Source organism: Salipiger sp. PrR007, assembly GCF_010499845.1.
In the GTDB taxonomy this organism is placed as follows: Bacteria; Pseudomonadota; Alphaproteobacteria; order Rhodobacterales; family Rhodobacteraceae; genus Salipiger; species Salipiger pacificus_A.
This window is the reverse complement of sequence record NZ_JAAGOZ010000019.1, coordinates 1-18,994: the sequence shown is the minus strand read 5'-3', so window position 1 is coordinate 18,994 and position 18,994 is coordinate 1. Positions and strand designations below refer to the sequence as shown.

Below are 18,994 nucleotides of genomic sequence, written 5' to 3'. Positions count from 1 at the left end.
GGTTCGGCTCCTCTGCCCCGGCATACTACGCGCCGCGACAGATCATTATCAACGATCTGTATAAAGTCCTTGGCGAAACCACGCGTATTCAGAGAGAGTGCCTTGCGCTAGCGTCGCCTCCGATCACCCAGCCACATGCTCAGCCACGGAGGGATGCATGACGCACCGAAGCGAGATCCGCTTTCTGCTCAACGGGAGGGCTGTGAGCCTGCCCCAGGTTCCCGCCAGCCAGACCCTGCTCGACTTCCTGCGGATCGAGCGCCGCCTCACGGGCACCAAGGAAGGCTGCGCCGAAGGCGACTGCGGCGCCTGCACCGTGCTGGTCGGCCGCCTGCACGAGGGCGCGCTTCGCTACGAAGCGGTCAACGCCTGCATCCGCTTCACCGCCTCTCTCGACGGCTGCCATGTGGTGACAGTCGAACACCTCTCGGGCCGCGACGGTGCGCTGCACCCGGTGCAGCGGGCGATGGTCGAGCATCACGGCGCGCAATGCGGCTTCTGCACTCCGGGCATCATCATGTCGCTCTACGCGCTCTGGATGCAGATCCCGCAGCCGACCGAAGCGCAGGTGGAAACCGCGCTTCAGGGCAACCTCTGCCGATGCACAGGCTACGCGCCGATCATCCGCGCCGCCGTGGCGGCAAGCCAGTACGGCACGCCGGAGGCCGATCACCTCACCCTCGAGCGGGACCGCGTTGCCGCCGAGCTGACAGCGCTGAAGGACGGGCGCCGCGTCGAGACCGGCCCCGACGACAACCGCGCCATCCTCCCCGCCGATCTTGATGATTTCGCCGCCGCCTATGCCGCGCATCCGCAGGCGACGGTGATCGCCGGGTCCACCGATGTCGGCCTCTGGGTCACCAAGTTCCTGCGCCCGATATCGCCGGCGATCTTCATCGCCCATCTGCCCGAGCTGAAATCTGTCGAGGTCAGCCCGGAGGCGATCACCCTTGGATCCGGTGTCAGCTATTCCGAACTGCAGCCACTGATCGCCGAGCACCTGCCGCATCTTTCCGCGTACTGGGACCGCATCGCCGGCTGGCAGGTGCGCAACATGGGCACGATCGGCGGCAATATCGCCAATGGCTCGCCCATTGGCGACACGCCCCCGGTGCTGATCGCGCTCGGCGCGGAGGTCACCCTGCGCCACGCTGCCGACCGCCGGAGCCTGCCGCTGGAGGCGTTCTTCGTCGACTACGGCAAGCAGGACCGCCGCCCTGGCGAGTTCGTCGAGAGCATCCGCATTCCCTTGCCGTCCCCCGCCACCCGCTGCGCCGCCTACAAGATCTCGAAACGCCGCGACGAGGACATCTCCGCCGTCGCCGCGGGACTCAGCGTGACGGTGAAAGGCGGGATGATCACCGACGCCCGCATCGCGCTTGGCGGCATGGCCGCGACGCCGAAACGCGCCGCAACCGCGGAGGCCGCGTTGCAGGGCCAGCCGTGGAGCGAGGCGACCTTTGCCACTGCCGCGCGCGCCATGTCCGAGGATTTCGCCCCGCTCAGCGACTGGCGGGCCAGCGCCGACTACCGGATGCGTGTCGCGCAGAACCTGCTGCGGCGGTTCTTTCTCGAACAGGACGGTTTGCCCGTCCGCCTGAGCGCCTGAGGGAGGAAAACCATGAAACATCAGCCCAACATCCGCGGCGCGGTCCACGAGGACCGCCAGCACGACAGCGCGATCAAGCACGTCCGGGGCCTTGCCGAGTACACCGACGACATCGCCGAGCCGGTGGGCACGCTGCACGCCTATCTCGGAGTGTCCACCGTCGCCCATGCCACGCTGAAGGGTCTCGACCTCTCGGAGGTGCGCGCCGCGCCGGGCGTCGTCGACGTGCTCACCGCCGCCGACATCCCCGGCCAGAACGACATCAGCCCCACCGGGCGCGGCGACGAGCCAGTGTTCCCTACGGAACAGATCGAGTTCCATGGTCAGCCGCTGTTTGCAGTGATCGCCGAAACCCGCGACGCCGCCCGCCGCGCCGCCGCCTTGGCAAAGGTCGACGCAGACCCGCTGCCCCACGCTCTGGACCCGGTCGCGGCGCAGGCGGCGGGCTATCCGCTCGTCACCGAGCCGTTGAAGCTCGAGCGCGGCGAGGTCGAGAGCGCGATGGCTGCAGCGCCGCACCGGCTGCAGGGGCGGATCTCGGTCGGCGGGCAGGACCACATGTACCTCGAGGGCCAGATCGCCTTTGCCCTGCCCGGCGAGGACGAGGACGTGATGGTGCACTGCTCGACCCAGCATCCGAGCGAGGCGCAGCACATGGTGGCGCATGTCCTTGGCATCCCGAGCAACGCCGTGGTGGTCAACGTTCGGCGCATGGGCGGCGGCTTCGGCGGCAAGGAAAGCCAGATGAACCTCTTCGCCGTGGTCTCGGCCCTGGCCGCCAAACGCCTGAACCGACCGGTGAAAATTCGCCCCGACCGCGATCAGGACATGACCGCCACCGGCAAGCGGCACGACTTCGTCATCGACTACGACGTGGCTTTCGACGGCGCCGGCCGCATTCGCGCGGTCGACGGCAGCTTCGCGGCCCGCTGCGGCTGGTCCTCGGACCTTTCCGGCCCGGTCACCGACCGCGCGCTCTTCCATGCCGACAATGCCTATTTCTATCCGCATGTCCGGCTGCAGAGCCGCCCGATGAAGACCAACACCGTCTCGAACACCGCCTTCCGCGGCTTCGGCGGGCCGCAGGGGGTGGTCGCTGCCGAGCGGATGATCGAGGAGATCGCCTATGCGCTCGGCAAGGACCCTCTGGAGGTGCGCAAGGCAAACTTCTACGGCGATGCTCACGACGGGCGGAACCTGACCCCCTACCACCAGGAGGTCACCGACAACATCATCGGCCGGGTGGTCTCGGAGTTGGAGGAAAGCTGTGACTACCAGCAGCGCCGCCGCGATATTCTTGGCTTCAACGCGCAGGGCGGCGTGCTGCGCAAGGGCATCGCGCTGACGCCGGTGAAGTTCGGCATCTCCTTCACCGCCACCCATTACAATCAGGCAGGCGCGCTCATCCACGTCTACTCGGACGGCTCGATCCATCTCAATCACGGCGGCACCGAGATGGGCCAAGGGCTCAACACCAAGGTGGCGCAGGTGGTGGCCGATGCCTTCCAGGTGGATTTCGAGCGCATCAAGATCACCCGCACCACCACTGAGAAGGTGCCCAATACGTCGGCGACCGCCGCCTCTTCGGGCTCGGATCTCAATGGCATGGCCGCGCTCGATGCCGCCGAGCAGATCAAGTCACGGCTGGTGGAGTTCGCCGCGGGGCACTGGGGCGTGACGCCGGAAGAGGTGCGCTTCGTGCCGGGACATGTGCAGTTGGGCGCGCAGCTTCTGCCGTGGGAGCAAGTGATCAAGGCCGCCTACATGGCCCGCGTGCACCTCTCTGCGGCTGGCTTTTACAAGACGCCCGACATCCACTGGGACCGCGCGGCAGGCAAGGGGCGCCCGTTTTATTACTACGCCTATGGCGCGTCCTGCTCGGAAGTGACCATCGACACGCTGACCGGTGAATACCGCGTCGAGCGCACCGACGTCCTGCACGACGTGGGCCGTTCGCTGAACCCGGTACTCGACCGCGGCCAGGTCGAGGGCGCCTTCGTGCAGGGTATGGGCTGGCTCACCACTGAAGAGCTCTGGTGGGACGACAAGGGCGCGCTGCGCACCCATGCGCCCTCGACCTACAAGATCCCGCTCGCCTCGGACCGTCCGCGCGTCTTCAACGTGAACCTCGCCGAGTGGTCGCAGAACCGCGAGCGCACCATCAAGCGCAGCAAGGCCGTGGGCGAGCCGCCCTTCATGCTGGGCATCTCGGTCTTCGAAGCGCTGTCGATGGCCGTGGCGAGCGTCGCCGACTACCGCGAATGCCCGCGCCTCGATGCCCCCGCGACCCCCGAGCGCGTGCTGCTGGCGGTCGAGCGGTTGGCGGGACGGTCATGAGCACGCTGGAAAACTTCCTCGCCGCGCCCGGCCCCATGGCCCGCCTGCGGCTGAGCCGGGTGCGCGGCTCCTCGCCGCGCGAGCTCGGCTGCGAGATGTATGTCTCCGAGGCGGCGCGTCACGGAACCATCGGCGGCGGCCAGCTCGAACACCGCGCCATCGCCGCCGCGCGGAGGATGCTGGCGCGGGGCGATCTCGCGGAGACGCTCGACCTGCCACTTGGACCCGAAATCGGGCAGTGCTGCGGCGGCAGGGTCGAGGTCTCGTTCACCCGGATGGGCGCGCAGGACCGGCGCCTTGCGCTGGCACGCGCGGCGGAGGAGGCCGCCGCGCTGCCGATGGTGCAGATCCACGGCGCGGGCCATGTCGGCCGCGCGCTGGCCGATCTCATGCAGCACCTGCCCGTCCGCTGCCTTCTGGTGGACGAGCGCGCCGAGGAGCTGGCGCTCTGCGCCGCGAAGGTCGACACGGTGCTCAGCGCCCTGCCCGAGCTGGAGATCGCCATGGCCCCGGCGGGCAGCGCCTTCATCGTGCTGACACATGACCACGCGCTCGACTTTCTCTGCGCCTCCGCGGCGCTAAAGCGGCAGGATGCGCGCTATGTCGGGCTGATCGGCTCGGCCACGAAACGCGAGAAGTTCCGCCGCTTCGCGCGGAATGAATGCGACGGGCTCTCGGACGAGGCCCTCACCTGCCCGATCGGCGCACAGGGCAGCCGCGACAAGCGCCCCGAGGTGATCGCCGCCTTTGTCGTGGCCGAGGTGCTCACCGCCCTCACCCTCCAGCAAGGCGCGGCGCGGCCCATGGCTTTCGCCGCAGAATAACCCCCGCGTCCGCCCGAAGAGGAGCGGGCGGCGCGGGACAACCGCAAGCAACCCGAGGAGATCCCACATGCGGGAAGGGAGTTATCACTACACGCTGTTCTCACGCAGCGATTTCAGTGCTTTCTGGGCGCTGTTCACCGACAATCTGATCAACCTGATGGTGCTGGCGGGCGTCTGCCAGTTCGTCTTCGGGATGCCCGCCGAGATCGTCTACGGCCGCATCCTGCCCGGCGCGGCGGTGGCGATCCTGTCGGGCGTCGCGGCCTATGTGGTGCTTGCCAAGCGCGCCGCAGCACGGCATGGGCGCGATGTCACGGCCCTGCCCTACGGCATCTCGACGCCGGTGATGTTCGTCTATCTCTTCGGGGTCATCGGTCCGATCTACTGGGCCACCAACGATCCGATGCTGGCCTGGCAGGTCGGCATCGGCGCGGGCTTCATGGGAGGCATCGTCGCCGCCCTCGGTGCCATCGTCGGGCCCTGGCTGAAGCGAGTCACGCCGCGCGCCGGGATGCTCGGCACGCTCTGCGGCATCGCGCTGGTGTTCATCGGCACCGTGCCTTTGGCCACCATCTTCGAGCAGCCCTACATCGGCTTTGCCTCGATGATCATCATCCTCTGGGGGCTTGTCGGGCAGTTCCGCCTGCCGTTCAACATCCCCGCGGGCCTGCTGGCGCTCATTGTCGGCACCGCCGTGGCGTTCAGCATCGGCGAGGCGCGGATCAGCTTCGAGGGCACCGGCTTCTATCCGCCGCTTCCCTATGTCGGAGACCTGATGGCGGGGATCAACCATCTCTTCGCCAACCCCGAGCTCTTCCTCGTGCTGGTGCCCGTGCAGATCTACAACTTCATCGAGACGATGAACAACGTCGAGAGCGCGGAAAGCGCCGGCGATCACTACCCGGTGGGCGTGTGCCAGATCACCGACGGGCTCGGCACGATGATCGGCGCGGTCTTCGGCTCGCCCTTCCCCACCACCGCCTATATCGGCCACCCGGCCTACAAGCGCATGGGTGCGCACGCGGGATACATCATCGGTGTGGGTCTGGTCATTCCGCTGGCCGCCTTCCTCGGGTTGCTGGCCTTCCTCAACAACCTGATCCCCGAGGCCGCCGCCGCGCCGGTGCTGGTCTTCGTGGCGCTGAGCCTGATCACCAACACCGCCCATTGCGTCAAACCTGCGCATATGGCCGCCGTCACCATCGCGATGATGCCGCATGTGTCGTCCTTCCTGATGATCAAATGGGGGGCGCTGATGGGCGCGCTGCAGGCCACCGGCGTGCAGGGCCTGCCGCAGCTGGGTGACGAGGCGCTGACCGCCGCGCTGCTGCAGCAGGGCGCGCATTTCGCGGGGCACCTGTCGCTGAGCCAGGGTGCGATCCTCACCGGGCTCATCTGGGGCGCGATCGTCGCGAGCGTGATCGACGGGCGGTTCCGCAATGCCGGGGGCTTCGCGCTCGCCGCCGCGCTCATGTCGCTGGTGGGGATCATCCATGGCGCCAGCCTGCACTGGCCCGCGCTCGGCCCGGTGTCCGCCGGCTACCTGATGGCCGCCGCCTTCCTCTACATCTACCCGCTCTTCCACCGCGAAGGCGCGACGCAGAACCAGAACGTGGTGGTCGAGGAGCCGCCTGCCGCGCCCGCGGAGTGATCCGGGCAGAGCGATCCTCACCCCACCGGCGCGGGCCATATCCCGGCCCGCGCCCCTATGCCCTCCCCCGCCAGATCCCCGGCCAGATCTCCGGCCAACTCCCCGAAAGGTGATCCGATGAAAACCGACCAAGTGCTCCTGCGCGGACGCATCCTCAGTTTCAACGCCGAGCCGCAGGGCCCCGACGACCATGCCGCCTACCGCTACATCGAGGATGGGGGGATCCTGATCGCGGGCGGGATGATCCGCGCCAGCGGCGCCTTCGACCAGCTTGCCCGGCAGGCCCCGAGCGTGCCGGTGGTGGACCACCGCCCGCACCTGCTGATGCCCGGCTTCATCGACACCCACATCCATTACCCGCAGGTGCAGGTCATTGCCTCCTGGGGGGCGCAGCTGCTGGACTGGCTCAACAGCTACACCTTCCCCGAAGAGACCCGCTTTGGCGATCCCGCCCATGCCGGGGCCATGGCAGAGTGGCTGATGGCGCAGCTCTGCGCCCATGGCACCACCACGGCGGTCGCCTATGCTTCCGTCCACGAAACCTCGGCCGAGGCCTTCTTTGCCGCTGCCGCGCGCCGCGACATGCGGATGATCGGCGGCAAGGTGATGATGGACCGCAACGCGCCCGAGGCGCTGCGTGACACGCCGCAATCGGGTTATGACGCCAGCAAGCGGCTGATCGCCCGCTGGCACGGCCGCGGCCGCGCCGGCTATGCCATCACCCCGCGCTTCGCCATCACCTCAAGCCCCGAGCAGATGGAAATGGCCGGCGCGCTCGTCGCCGAGCACCCCGAGTGCTTCCTGCAGACCCATCTCTCGGAGAACCGCGACGAGATCGCCTATACGCTCAGCCTCTACCCCGAAGCGCCGGACTATCTTGGCGTCTACGAGCGGTATGGCCTGCTTGGGCCCAAGACGCTGCTCGGCCATTCGATCCACCTCGAGCCCCGCGAGATCGACCTGCTGGCCGAGACCGGCGCCAAGCCCGTCTTCTGTCCGACCTCGAACCTCTTTCTTGGCAGCGGGCTCTTCGACGACGCCGGGTTGCGCGCGCGCGGCATTTGCAATGGCATCGCAACCGACGTCGGCGCGGGCACCAGCTACTCGATGCTGCAGACCCTGAACGAGGCCTACAAGGTGCTGCAGCTTCAGGGCCAGAAACTCCACCCGCTGCGTGCTTTCCACTGGATCACCCGCGGCAATGCCGTGGCGCTGGGGCTGGAGGACAAGATCGGCACGCTGGAGCCGGGGACCGAGGCGGATATCGTGGTGCTCGACTCCTCGGCGACCGAGCCGATGGCCCTGCGCATGCAGCGGGCCGGGACTCTGAGCGAAGAGCTTTTCGTGCTTCAGATGCTTGGCGACGACCGCGCCGTGGCAGAGACCTATGTCGCGGGCCTGCCGCAGAAAAACGCAGCGGTCCGCGCTCCGCGACCCGAACTGCAGTCCGCCTGAACCCGCCCCTGCCACATCCGCCATCTCTGGCGAGATGAGGCATCCATGGGCGCGGCTTTCGGCAAATCCGAAAGCCGCGCCGCGATTATCCTTTTTTCCAAAAAGGACTTTTCGCCCCGCGCCCTGTCGCCCGCGCCGCCCGGAGGGCCCATACTTCCGGCAGTTCCCCTCCCATCGGAGCCCCAGATGACCCAGACCCCTTCCTACTACGCCCCCACCGGCGGCCATCCGCCGCAAAGCCAGCTCCTGACCGACCGCGCGGTGTTCACCGATGCCTACGCGGTGATCCCCAAGGGCACGATGCGCGACATCGTCACCAGCTTCCTCCCGTTCTGGGAGGACACGCGTCTGTGGGTGCTGTCGCGCCCGCTCAGCGGTTTTGCCGAGACCTTCTCGCAGTACATTATGGAGGTGCAGCCGGGCGGCGGCTCGGACCATCCCGAGACCGACGCGGGCGCCGAGGGCGTGCTCTTTGTCGTCGGCGGCGAAGCTGTGCTGACCGTCGAAGGCGAGGCGCATGTTCTGCGCGAGGGCGGCTACGCCTTCCTGCCGCCCGCGACGCTTTGGAGCCTGCGCAACACGGGTGAAGACATCCTGCGCTTCCACTGGATCCGCAAGGCCTACGAGGCAGTGCCCGGCCTGCCCCACCCCGAGGTGATCATCGCCAACGAGCAGGACATCGCCCCCACGCCCATGCCCGGCACCGACGGCAAATGGGCCACCACCCGCTTTGTCGATCCGTCGGACCTGCGCCACGATATGCACGTCACGGTTGTGACCTTCGAACCCGGCGCGGTGATCCCCTTTGCCGAGACCCACGTGATGGAGCACGGGCTCTACGTGCTCGAGGGCAAGGCGGTGTACCGGCTCAACCAGGACTGGGTCGAGGTCGAGGCCGGGGATTATATGTGGCTGCGCGCCTTCTGCCCGCAGGCCTGCTACGCGGGCGGTCCGGGCCGGTTCCGCTACCTGCTCTACAAGGACGTCAACCGGCACATGGCGCTGCGTCCGTCGGGCGCGGCACAGCCGATGTCCGCGCCCCGCAAGGTCAGCGCTCCGGCGGGCTGACCCCGCCGATCGCCGCCGTAAGCTCCCGGGCCGCGCGCATCACCGCGCGGCTCGTTTCGTTTGTGCTCTCCTCGCGCATACGGATCGTCGGGCCGGACACCGAAATGCCCGCCACTGCCTCGCCCGAGACATCGAAGACCGCCGCCGCGATGCAGCGCATTCCCAGATTCTTTTCTTCTGCATCAATAGAATAGCCCCGCGTCCGGATCGCCGCGAGATCGGCGCGCAGTGCCTCCGGCTCGGCCAACGTGTGCTCGGTGAAGCGCTCCATGTCCCGCGCCAGCAGTTTCTCCAGGCGCTCCCCCGCCATCTCGGCCAACAGCGCCTTGCCAATGCCAGAGGCATGCAGCGGCGACAGCGTGCCCGGCGGAAAGAACGCGCGGATGCTCTCATGTGTCTCGACCTGGCTGACGAAAAGCACCGACGCCTCGCGCACGATGCCGAGGTTGGCCGTCTCGCCCGTGTCTTCCATCAACGTGCGCAGGATAGGTCGCGCCCGCTCGACGAGGCTGGTCCGGCGCAGGAAGCGTGCGCCGATGACAAAGGATTGCGGGCCGACGTGCCAGAGCTGCTCGGTGGGATCGAACTCGACCATCCGCCGGCCTTCGAGGGTGACGAGGATGCGATAAACCGTGGCCGGGGATTGCTGCAGATCGCTCGCCAGTTCCGACAACGTGAGGCCTGGGCGGGCACTCAGGTAGTCCAGCACCTCCATCGCTCGGTCGAGCGACTTGATGGTGTTCTGCGCGCTGTTGTCCTCCCATCCACGCGGCCGGCCGCGGGCACGGCGGGGGGTGATTTCGGCATCTTTAGGAGAATCCATAAAATCTCTTTCATTCATCTTGAAAGCGAAATTCACGATATGAAAAAATCAACCAACTGACAACGAATGCTTTTCCTGCTTGGCTCATTTCTGAAAAACGATTTCAAAAAAATTTCGCCGCGGGCCGCCTCCGGTTAGGGTCGTTTCCAGCGACCAGAGGAGGTGGCCATGAGCTTTCCGAACCCCGTTTTCATTCCGGGCCCGACCAACATCCCCGAGCGCCTGCGCAAGGCCTGCGATATGCCGACGATCGACCATCGCTCGCCGCTGTTCGGGCAGATCCTGCACCCCGCCCGCGAGGGCGTGCGCAAGGTGCTGAAGAGCACGCGCGCCGAGGTGTTCATCTTCCCCTCGACCGGCACCGGGGGTTGGGAGACGGCGCTGAGCAACACGCTCTCGCCTGGCGACACCGTGCTGGCGGCGCGCAATGGCATGTTCAGCCACCGCTGGATCGACATGTGCCAGCGCCACGGGCTGAACGCCGAGGTCGTCGAGACGCCCTGGGGCGAGGGCCTGCCCGCGGAGCGCTACGCAGAGGTCCTGGCCGCGGACAAGCAGCATCGTATCAAGGCGGTTCTCGCCACCCACAACGAGACCGCCACCGGCGTGCGCTCGGACATCGCCGCGGTGCGCCGCGCGCTCGATGACGCGGGCCACCCGGCGCTGCTGTTTGTCGATGGCGTCAGCTCGATCGCCTCGATGGATTTCCGCTTTGACGAGTGGGGCGTCGACTGCGCCGTCACCGGCTCGCAGAAAGGTTTCATGCTGCCGCCGGGCCTTGCCATCGTGGGCTTCAGCGACAAGGCCATGGCGGCCACAAAGACCGCCAAGCTGCCGCGCACCTTCTTCGACGTGCAGGACATGGCGAAGGGTTATGCCAACAACGCCTACCCCTACACCCCCGCCGTCGGCCTGCTGAACGGGCTGAACGAGGCCTGCCGCCTGTTGCTGGACGAGGGGCTGGAGAACGTCTTTGCCCGCCACCACCGCATCGCGGAAGGCGTGCGCTCGGCGGTCCGCGCCTGGGGCCTCGAACTTTGCGCCGCCTCGCCCGAGGTCTACTCGGACACGGTCAGCGCCATCCGCACGCCCGAAGGGTTCAACGCCACCGACATTGTCAGCCACGCCGCGCAGACCTATGGCGTCGCCTTCGGCACCGGGCTTGGCGAGGTTGCCGGCAAGGTGTTCCGCATCGGCCACCTCGGCAGCCTGACCGATGTGATGACCCTTTCCGGTCTCGCTTGCGCCGAGATGTGCATGAAGGACCTTGGGCTCGACATCACGCTCGGCTCGGGCGTCGCGGCGGCGCAGGAGTTCTACCGCGCCACCCCCGCGCTCGTCCGGAAGGAGGCCGCGTGATGAAGGATATCGCGCTGAGCATCCCCACCTATGACGACATGCTGGCGGCCCACGCCCGCATCACGCCGCACATCCACCGCACCCCGGTCCTGACCTCGTCCTTCCTGAACGAGCTCACCGGCGCGCAGCTCTTCTTCAAGTGCGAGAACTTCCAGAAGGCCGGCGCCTTCAAGGTGCGCGGCGCCTCCAACGCGGTCTTCAGCCTGACGGACGCCGAGGCGGCACGCGGCGTCTGCACCCACAGCTCGGGCAACCACGCGCTGTCGCTGAGCTATGCCGCCGGGCGGCGCGGCATCCCCTGCAACGTGGTGATGCCGCGGAGCGCGCCTCAGGCCAAGAAGGACGCCGTACGCGGCTACGGCGGGATCATCACCGAATGCGAGCCCTCGACCAGCTCGCGCGAGGCGGTGTTCGCCGAGGTGCAGGCGGCGACGGGGGGCGATTTCGTCCACCCCTACAACGACCCCCGCGTCGTCGCGGGCCAGGGCACCTGCTCGCGCGAGTTCATGGAACAGACCGACGGGCTCGACATGGTCGTGGCGCCCATCGGCGGCGGCGGGATGATCTCGGGCACCTGTCTCACGCTCTCCACGCTCGCCCCCGAAGTCCAGGTCATCGCCGCCGAGCCCGAGCAGGCCGATGACGCCTACCGCAGCTTCAAGGCCGGGCACATCATCGCCGATGACGCGCCCGAGACCGTGGCAGACGGGCTGAAGGTGCCGCTGAAGGATCTGACCTGGCACTTCGTCTCCAGCCACGTCAGCGACATCCTCACCGCCTCGGAAGAGGAAATCGTCGAGGCGATGAAGCTGATCTGGAAGCGCATGAAGATCGTGATGGAGCCATCGAGCGCCGTGCCGCTTGCCACAATCCTCAAGAACCGCGACCGTTTCGCTGGAAAGCGCGTCGGTCTCATCATCACCGGCGGCAATGTCGATCTCGACCGTCTGCCCTGGACCAAAGGAGCCTGAGCCATGAATGCACCCGTGACTTTCGACCAACTCGAGGTCGGCTTCGACGTGCCCGCCCTGCCGGGCATGGACGCGGCGGACATCCAGACACCCTGTCTCGTGCTCGATCTGGATGCGCTCGAGCGCAACATCCGCAAGATGGGCGACTACGCCCGCGCCCACAACATGCGTCACCGCGTGCACGGCAAGATGCACAAATCGGTGGACGTGGCCAAGCTGCAGATCCGGCTCGGCGGGGCCATTGGCGTCTGCTGCCAGAAGGTGTCGGAGGCCGAGGTCTTCGTGCGCGGTGGCGTCAAGGATGTGCTGGTTTCGAACCAGGTGCGCGATCCGCGCAAGATCGACCGGCTGGCGCGGCTGCCGAAGCTCGGCGCGAAGATCATCGTCTGCGTCGACGACCTCGCCAATGTGGCCGAGCTGGCAGAGGCCGCGCAGCGCCATGGCACCACCATCGAGTGCTTCGTCGAGATCGACTGCGGCGCGGGCCGCTGCGGCGTGACCACCTCCGAGGCGGTTGTGCAGATCGCGCTTGCCATCGATGCCGCCCAGGGCCTCGAATTCACCGGCATCCAAGCCTACCAGGGCGCCATGCAGCACCTCGACAGCTACGAGGCGCGGCGCGACAAGCTGAACGTTGCCATCGCGCAGGTGAAGGAGGCCGTCGCCGCGCTTGAGGCCGTGGGCCTGAAGCCCGATCTGGTCTCTGGCGGCGGCACCGGCAGCTACTATTTTGAGAGCAACTCCGGCGTCTACAACGAGCTGCAATGCGGCTCCTACGCCTTCATGGATGCCGATTACGGCCGGATCCGTGACAAGGACGGCAACCGCATCGACGACGGCGAATGGGAGAATGCCTTCTTCATCCTCACCCAGGTGATGAGCCACGCCAAGTCCGACAAGGCGATTTGCGACGCGGGCCTCAAGGCCCAGTCCATCGACAGTGGCCTGCCGGTGATCTACGGGCGCACCGACGTGGAATACGTCAAGTGCTCGGACGAGCACGGCGTGATCGCCGATCCCTCGGGCGTGCTGAAGGTCGGCGACAAGCTGAAGCTGGTGCCCGGCCACTGCGACCCCACCGCCAATGTCCACGACTGGTACGTCGGCGTGCGCGGCGGCAAGGTCGAGACGCTCTGGCCGGTCTCGGCGCGCGGCAAGGCTTACTGAACCGCACCCCCCCTCATGCCCCGCGCGCCCGCTCACCCCGCGGGCGCGCCTTGCCCGCGCGTCCATAGTCCCGGCGCGCGGGCCTTTTTCACGAAAGGAGAGCCCCATGCTCATCGTTCCCGAACGCGAGATCGCCGACCTGATGACTCGCGAGGCCGCCTTTGCCGCGGTCGAGAAGGTGTTTGCCGCCATGGCCGCCGGAGACGCCTACAACTTCCCCGTGGTCCGTGAAGCCATCGGCCACCAAGACGCGCTCTACGGCTTCAAGGGCGGGTTCGACCGCTCCGGCCTGACACTGGGGCTGAAGGCCGGCGGCTACTGGCCCAACAACCTCGAAGAGCGTGGCCTCATCAACCACCAGTCCACCGTGTTCCTCTTCGATCCCGATACCGGCAGGGCAAAGGCCATGGTCGGGGGCAACCTGCTGACGGCGCTGCGCACCGCCGCCGCCTCCTCGGTGTCGATCCGCCATCTCGCGCGAGAGGACGCCCGGGTGATCGGCATGGTCGGCGCGGGACACCAGGCGACCTTCCAGCTGCGGGCCGCGCTCGAGCAGCGCGACTTCGACAAGGTGATCGGCTGGAACCTGCATCCCGAGATGCTGCCCAACCTCGAGAAGGTTGCCGCCGAGGCGGGCCTGCCCTTCGAGGCGGTCGAACTCGAGGGCATGCGCGAGGCAGATGTGATCATTTCGATCACCTCCTCCTTCGCGCCGATCCTTCTTGCCGAGCACGTCTCGCCGGGCTGCCACATCGCCTGCATGGGCACCGACACCAAGGGCAAGCAGGAGGCCGCGCCGGAGCTGCTGGCAAAGGCGACGGTGTTCACCGACGAAGTCGCGCAGTCGGTCTCGATCGGCGAGGCGCAGCACGCGGTCGCCGCAGGGCTGATCGGCGACGCCGACATCATCCAACTCGGCGCGGTGATCGGCGGCGCACACATCGGGCGCAGCTCGGCCGAGGAGATCACCCTCTTCGACGGCACCGGCGTCGGCCTGCAGGATCTGGCCGTGGCCGCGGCTGTGGTCGATCTGGCCATCGAGAAGGGCATCGCGATCGAGGTCGATTTCTGAGCCATCTTACTGCGGTGCACGGGCGGGGCGGAGGCGGCAAGCCTCCGCCCTTTCTCTTTTGTGGAATGCAGCCCCCGTGCCCACCCGGAAAAAGGCCGAAGGTCGCCCGGCGCTCTCCCGAATGCAAACGGCGCGCCCCGAGGGGCGCGCCGCAGCTTCCGCGAAGGATCGATGGGGTCAGGCGCTCTCGCCGCGCGGCTCCTCTCCGCGATGGCCGGCCATGCCGCCCGAAACCTCTTCGGTGGATTCCTCGGCCAGCTCCTTCGGCAGCACGAGGTTGAGCGCGATGGCGATCACCGCTGCGGGCAGGATCCCCGAGGCGCCGAGGATGCGCAGCGTGTCGGGCAGGTGCTGCAGCGCATTGGGCGCGCCCGGCGCGACGTTCAACACTTCGAGCTGCAACCCGAGCCCGACCGAGAGCGCCACGGCGAAGATCACCATGTTGCGCCGCGTCCAGTCGACGTCGGACAGCATCGAGATACCCGAGGCGACGACCATGCCGAACATCACGATGACGCCGCCGCCGAGAACCTCGATCGGCACGGTGCGGATCACGCCGCCGACCTTCGGCACCAGCCCGCAGACAATCAGGAAGATCGCGCCGATGGTCACCACATGGCGGCTCATCACGCCGGTCATGGCGATGAGCCCGACGTTCTGGCTGAACGAGGTGTTGGGCAGGCCGCCGAAGATCCCGGCGATGGCCGAGCCGACACCGTCGGCATAGGTGGCCCCGGCGATCTCGCGGTCGGTGGCCTCGCGGCCCGCGCCGCCCTTGGTGATGCCCGAAACGTCGCCGACGGTCTCGACCGCCGAGACGAAGGCCATCAGGCAAAAGCCGATGACCCCGGCGACCGTGAACTCGATGCCGTAGCGGAACGGCTGCGGCAGCGAGAAGGCGGCGGCGTTCTGCCACGAGCCGGCGATGGCGTCGAACGACAGCAGCCCGGTGAAGATCGCGTAGATATAGCCCACGAGAATGCCCACCAGCACCGCCGAGATGCTGAGCATGCCGCGGGCGAAGAACTTCAGCCCCAGCGTCACCGCCAGCACCACCAGCGCCGCCGACCAGCTTGCCCAAGACCCGTAGCTGGCGAGCCCGGCCTCCTTGGCCGGAACGCCGCCCGCCGCGTATTCGATGCCGACCTTGACCAGCGCGAGGCCGATCATCGTGACGACCAGCCCGGTCACCAGCGGCGGCAACGCAAAGCGGATGCGGCCGATCACCGTGCCAAGGAGCGCGTGGAAGAGGCCGCCCGCGAGGATGCCGCCGAACATGGCTGCAAGCCCGTCGACCCCCTTGCCCGCGACCAGCGGGATCATGATCGGGATGAAGGCAAAGCTTGTGCCCTGCACGATCGGAAGGCCCGCCCCGATCGGCCCCAGCGTCAGTGTCTGGAACAGCGTCGCCACCCCGGCAAAGAGCATGGACATCTGGATGAGGTAGAGCAGTTCCGGGAAGTCGGGGCTGTTCGAGCCGAAGCCGAAACCCGCCGCGCCCGCGACGATGATCGCCGGGGTCACGTTCGAGACGAACATCGCCAGCACGTGCTGGATGCCGAGCGGGATGGCGCGGCTGAGCGCGGGGGTGAAGTTCGGATCGCGCAATTGCTCGGGCGTTCCGATGCGGTGGTCGGTCATGTCTTGGGGTGCTCCCTGCTGGGGCGCGGGGCCGGTCTTGCTGCCGGCTTCCTCACGCGGTGGCGTGAACGAGGTAAGGCTCTTCGAACCAGTGCTCCTCGAGGTTTGGCCCCGCGCCGATCCGGTCGATCACGGCGAAGAGCCCCGGCGCGCGCAGCGGGGTCAGCACCCCGTGCCACGTGCCGCGGTGGAAATTGATCCCCTGTCCGGGGCGGGTGAGAAAGGCGCGGGGCGTTCCCGGCACGCCGCCCTCATCGGGGGCGACAACCACGAGGAACGGATCATGGCTCATCGGCAGAAAGGCCTGGCTGCCCTGTGGGTGGCGCTCGACCATCTCGAGCCGCAAGGGCAGCGCGCGCGGCTCCGCCCTGAAGAGGCTGATCCCGGCGTGGCCATCCAGCATGTCGAGCGTCGCGCGGTCGTGGAAACGTCCGCACAGCCCCTGGTTGATGATCCGGTCAGGCGGTCCCTCCGCCTCCAGCACCTCGCCAAATGGGGCAAAGGCGGCGGCGGCAAGAGGTTCGGCGAGGATCCGGCTCATGCGCCGAGCTTGTCCATCAGGCGCAGCTCGGCGATGCGCTCGACCTGCCTGCACGCCTCGTCGAACTCGGTGGCGCGATCATTGCCGAGGCGGCGGTGAAAGGCCTTCATGATCGAGGCCTTGTCGTTGTCACGCACGGCAATGATGAAGGGAAAGCCGAATTTCGCGGTATAGGCCTCGTTGAGCCCGGTGAAGGCGTCGCGCTCGGCATCGGTCAGCGCATCGAGCCCCGCCCCCGCCTGCTCGGCGGTCGACTCCTCGGTGAGCCGCTTGGCCTGTGCCAGCTTGCCCGCCAGATCGGGGTGCGCGGTCAGCACGGCAAGCCGCTGTTCGTCGGAGGCCGCGCGGAAGACCCGCGCCAGCGCGGCATGAACGCCGCGCGCGGTGTCATGGGTCTGCCCGAGTTCCAGCGCATGGGCGCCCTCGGCGATCCAAGGGCTGTGCTCGAAGACGCCGCCGAAGGCCTCCACGAAGGCGCGGCGGTCCATCCGCGACGGGCGCGGGCCGGTCGGCGCGGGATGCTCCGTCGCCCAATGCTCGGCGATCTGCGCGCGGGTGGCGAACCAGACGCCCTCCTGCGCGGCCATGTGGGCCAGCACCCGCTTCAGCGCCGCCACCCGGCCCGGACGACCGACGAGCCGGCAATGCAGGCCGATCGACAGCATCTTCGGCGCCCCCGCGAGGCCCTCCTCATAAAGCGTATCGAAACTGTCGCGCAGGTAGGTCTCGAACTGGTCGCCCGAGTTGAACCCCTGCGGCGAGGCGAAGCGCATGTCATTGGCGTCGAGCGTATAGGGCACGATCAGCTGCTCCTTGCTGCCGACCTTCACCCAATAGGGCAGGTCGTCGGCGTAACTGTCGGCGATGTAGTCGAAATCCCCCTCCTCGGCGGCGAGACGCACGGTGTTCATCGAGCAGCGCCCGGTGTACCAGCCGCGCGGCGGCGCGCCGGTGACAAGGCTGTGCAAGCGGATCGCCTCGCGGATCTGCGCGCGTTCCTCTTCCTCGGGCATGTCCTTGTGCTCGACCCACTTGAGCCCATGCGAGGCGATCTCCCAGCCGGCGCGCTGCATGGCAGAGACCTGCTCTGGCGCACGGGCAAGCGCGGTGGCGACGCCGTAGACGGTGACGGGGATGTCCTTCAGCAGCCGGTGCAGCCGCCAGAATCCGGCGCGGGCGCCGTATTCGTAGATCGACTCCATGTTCCAGTGACGCTGGCCCAGCCATGGCGCCGCGCCGACGATCTCGGACAGGAAGGCCTCGGAGGCGGCGTCGCCGTGCAGGATGTTGTTCTCGCCGCCTTCTTCGTAATTCACCACGATCTGCACCGCGATCTTCGCGCCGTTCGGCCAGTTCGCGGCGGGCGGGGACTCGCCATATCCGGTCATGTCGCGGGGATAGCGGGGTGCGGTCAGCGGGCTCAGCAGCGTCATCTGGGACGGGCTCCTTCGGTGTTGCCTCCGGGTCATCCCTAAGGTGTAATCCGGATAATGCCGGATGATTTTCAATTTCCGTTTGAAGCTGCCTCAACCACCTTGCGTGGAGCCCGGCGCGCCCCTAGCGCCCGCTTTCCGTCGCGCGGTCCTCGGCCTGCCGGATAGCCGCGCCGACCCGGTCGGTGATGTAATCCATGAAGAGCCGCGTCTTGGGGTCCTGTCCCTTGCGATGGGTGAACAGGCAGGCCATTTGAATCGGCTCGGGCGGCGTGTCCTCGGCCACCGGGACCAACCGGCCGATGCGCAGGTATTCGGCCACTTCGAAGACCGGCTTCAGCGCGATCCCTTCGCCCGCCAGCGCCCAGTCGGTCAGCACGTCGCCGTCATCGGATTCGTAGCGTCCGGAGACGGCGAAGCGTTTCGGCCCCTCGGGCGTGCGCAGCCGCCACTGGAACTCGGTGGCGCCGGGAAAGCGCAGGTTGAGGCATTCGTGGCGGTGGGCGATCAGCGCCTCGCCCGAGGTCGGGTTGCCCCGCCGCGCGGTGTAGGAGGGCGCGGCGACGAGCACGCGCTGCACATCGGCGATCTTGCGCATCCGCAGCGCGCTGTCCTCGGGCGTCCCGAGGAAGAACGCCAGATCGAGCCCCTCGGTTGTCAGGTCCACCTTGCGATCCGACAGGCGAAGGCGGATCTGCACATCCGGGTATTCCTTGAGGAACCCGGGCACATGGGGCGCGATCAGCCGCCTGCCGACGCCGAGAGGCGCCGCGACGTAGAGCGAGCCCTTCGGGTTGTCGGTGAGCTGGGCCACCTGCGCCTCGGCCATCTCCAGCACCTCGAGCACTTCGCGCGCTCCCCCGTAGAAGGCCCGACCCTGCTCAGTCGGGGCGAGGTTGCGCGTGGTGCGCTGGAAGAGCCGCACGTTGAGATGCTCCTCGAGCTGCGAGATTCGCGCCGAAGTGACCGCCGGTGAGATTCGCAGGTCGCGGCCCGCGGCGGACATGCTGCCCAACTCGTAGACACGGACGAAGGTGCGGATA

The 18,994-nt window shown here is 67.7% G+C and carries 15 protein-coding genes; 10 read left to right on the top strand and 5 right to left on the bottom strand.

The window, feature by feature from the left end; all coding sequences use genetic code 11:
* Positions 1-157 precede the first annotated feature (157 nt).
* From xdhA to G0Q01_RS09120, 6 genes are all read left to right on the top strand, one after another.
* Complete coding sequence (gene xdhA, locus G0Q01_RS09145) at positions 158-1,609, top strand: xanthine dehydrogenase small subunit (RefSeq protein WP_164192424.1); 1,452 nt, start codon at positions 158-160, stop codon at positions 1,607-1,609.
* 12 nt (positions 1,610-1,621) lie between these two features.
* A complete protein-coding gene (xdhB, locus tag G0Q01_RS09140) occupies positions 1,622-3,946 on the top strand; it encodes a xanthine dehydrogenase molybdopterin binding subunit (RefSeq protein ID WP_164192420.1) in 2,325 nt (774 codons plus the stop codon).
* Positions 3,943-4,770: a xanthine dehydrogenase accessory protein XdhC gene (gene xdhC, locus G0Q01_RS09135; protein WP_235939903.1), complete on the top strand. Its 828-nt coding sequence runs from the start codon at positions 3,943-3,945 to the stop codon at positions 4,768-4,770. Before xdhB ends, xdhC begins: the two co-directional genes overlap by 4 nt.
* A 67-nt stretch (positions 4,771-4,837) precedes the next feature.
* Positions 4,838-6,421, top strand: a complete 1,584-nt coding sequence (locus G0Q01_RS09130) for a xanthine/uracil/vitamin C permease (protein WP_164192417.1) — start codon at positions 4,838-4,840, stop codon at positions 6,419-6,421.
* A 117-nt stretch (positions 6,422-6,538) separates the two neighbouring features.
* Entirely contained in the window at positions 6,539-7,876 is a 1,338-nt protein-coding gene (gene guaD / locus G0Q01_RS09125; protein WP_164192412.1) for a guanine deaminase, read from the top strand.
* Between the two features lie 186 nt (positions 7,877-8,062).
* Positions 8,063-8,944 (top strand): bifunctional allantoicase/(S)-ureidoglycine aminohydrolase, encoded by an 882-nt coding sequence (locus G0Q01_RS09120; RefSeq protein ID WP_164192409.1) that lies wholly within the window; start codon positions 8,063-8,065, stop codon positions 8,942-8,944.
* Here the strand turns inward: G0Q01_RS09120 and bhcR are convergent.
* The gene (bhcR, locus tag G0Q01_RS09115) at positions 8,925-9,767 is read right to left on the bottom strand and encodes an HTH-type transcriptional regulator BhcR (protein WP_164192406.1); all 843 of its coding nucleotides are present in this window, start codon (positions 9,765-9,767) and stop codon (positions 8,925-8,927) included. The genes G0Q01_RS09120 and bhcR overlap by 20 nt on opposite strands.
* 168 nt (positions 9,768-9,935) lie before the next feature.
* Between bhcR and bhcA the strand changes: the two genes are divergently transcribed.
* From bhcA to bhcD, 4 genes are all read left to right on the top strand, one after another.
* Positions 9,936-11,126, top strand: a complete 1,191-nt coding sequence (bhcA, locus tag G0Q01_RS09110; protein ID WP_164213299.1) for an L-aspartate--glyoxylate aminotransferase BhcA — start codon at positions 9,936-9,938, stop codon at positions 11,124-11,126.
* A complete protein-coding gene (gene bhcB, locus G0Q01_RS09105) occupies positions 11,126-12,097 on the top strand; it encodes a beta-hydroxyaspartate dehydratase BhcB (protein WP_164192400.1) in 972 nt (323 codons plus the stop codon). Before bhcA ends, bhcB begins: the two co-directional genes overlap by 1 nt.
* A gap of 3 nt (positions 12,098-12,100) precedes the next feature.
* Positions 12,101-13,264, top strand: a complete 1,164-nt coding sequence (gene bhcC, locus G0Q01_RS09100) for a 3-hydroxy-D-aspartate aldolase BhcC (protein WP_164192397.1) — start codon at positions 12,101-12,103, stop codon at positions 13,262-13,264.
* 106 nt (positions 13,265-13,370) lie between these two features.
* Positions 13,371-14,336, top strand: a complete 966-nt coding sequence (bhcD, locus tag G0Q01_RS09095) for an iminosuccinate reductase BhcD (protein WP_164192393.1) — start codon at positions 13,371-13,373, stop codon at positions 14,334-14,336.
* A 177-nt stretch (positions 14,337-14,513) separates the two neighbouring features.
* Here the strand turns inward: bhcD and G0Q01_RS09090 are convergent, their stop codons facing one another.
* The 4 genes from G0Q01_RS09090 to G0Q01_RS09075 all read right to left on the bottom strand — a co-directional run bounded on the left by G0Q01_RS09090 (position 14,514) and on the right by G0Q01_RS09075 (position 18,993).
* A complete protein-coding gene (locus G0Q01_RS09090) occupies positions 14,514-15,977 on the bottom strand; it encodes a uracil-xanthine permease family protein (protein WP_164192390.1) in 1,464 nt (487 codons plus the stop codon).
* A 52-nt stretch (positions 15,978-16,029) separates the two neighbouring features.
* Positions 16,030-16,518, bottom strand: a complete 489-nt coding sequence (locus G0Q01_RS09085; protein WP_164192386.1) for an ureidoglycolate lyase — start codon at positions 16,516-16,518, stop codon at positions 16,030-16,032.
* On the bottom strand, positions 16,515-17,951 hold the full coding sequence (gene puuE / locus G0Q01_RS09080) for an allantoinase PuuE (protein WP_235939901.1): 1,437 nt from the start codon (positions 17,949-17,951) through the stop codon (positions 16,515-16,517). The genes G0Q01_RS09085 and puuE overlap by 4 nt, the downstream gene beginning before the upstream one ends.
* Before the next feature lie 124 nt (positions 17,952-18,075).
* Positions 18,076-18,993: a LysR family transcriptional regulator gene (locus tag G0Q01_RS09075; protein ID WP_370457206.1), complete on the bottom strand. Its 918-nt coding sequence runs from the start codon at positions 18,991-18,993 to the stop codon at positions 18,076-18,078.
* Position 18,994 lies beyond the last annotated feature (1 nt).

Excerpts from the sequence above, each read along its gene's own strand:
- xdhA (WP_164192424.1), top strand. The coding sequence starts at position 158 with ATGACGCACCGAAGCGAGATCCGCTTTCTGCTCAACGGGAGGGCTGTG.
- xdhB (WP_164192420.1), top strand. The coding sequence starts at position 1,622 with ATGAAACATCAGCCCAACATCCGCGGCGCGGTCCACGAGGACCGCCAG.
- xdhC (WP_235939903.1), top strand. The coding sequence starts at position 3,943 with ATGAGCACGCTGGAAAACTTCCTCGCCGCGCCCGGCCCCATGGCCCGC.
- G0Q01_RS09130 (WP_164192417.1), top strand. The coding sequence starts at position 4,838 with ATGCGGGAAGGGAGTTATCACTACACGCTGTTCTCACGCAGCGATTTC.
- guaD (WP_164192412.1), top strand. The coding sequence starts at position 6,539 with ATGAAAACCGACCAAGTGCTCCTGCGCGGACGCATCCTCAGTTTCAAC.
- G0Q01_RS09120 (WP_164192409.1), top strand. The coding sequence starts at position 8,063 with ATGACCCAGACCCCTTCCTACTACGCCCCCACCGGCGGCCATCCGCCG.
- bhcR (WP_164192406.1), bottom strand. The coding sequence starts at position 9,767 with ATGGATTCTCCTAAAGATGCCGAAATCACCCCCCGCCGTGCCCGCGGC.
- bhcA (WP_164213299.1), top strand. The coding sequence starts at position 9,936 with ATGAGCTTTCCGAACCCCGTTTTCATTCCGGGCCCGACCAACATCCCC.
- bhcB (WP_164192400.1), top strand. The coding sequence starts at position 11,126 with ATGAAGGATATCGCGCTGAGCATCCCCACCTATGACGACATGCTGGCG.
- bhcC (WP_164192397.1), top strand. The coding sequence starts at position 12,101 with ATGAATGCACCCGTGACTTTCGACCAACTCGAGGTCGGCTTCGACGTG.
- bhcD (WP_164192393.1), top strand. The coding sequence starts at position 13,371 with ATGCTCATCGTTCCCGAACGCGAGATCGCCGACCTGATGACTCGCGAG.
- G0Q01_RS09090 (WP_164192390.1), bottom strand. The coding sequence starts at position 15,977 with ATGACCGACCACCGCATCGGAACGCCCGAGCAATTGCGCGATCCGAAC.
- G0Q01_RS09085 (WP_164192386.1), bottom strand. The coding sequence starts at position 16,518 with ATGAGCCGGATCCTCGCCGAACCTCTTGCCGCCGCCGCCTTTGCCCCA.
- puuE (WP_235939901.1), bottom strand. The coding sequence starts at position 17,951 with ATGACGCTGCTGAGCCCGCTGACCGCACCCCGCTATCCCCGCGACATG.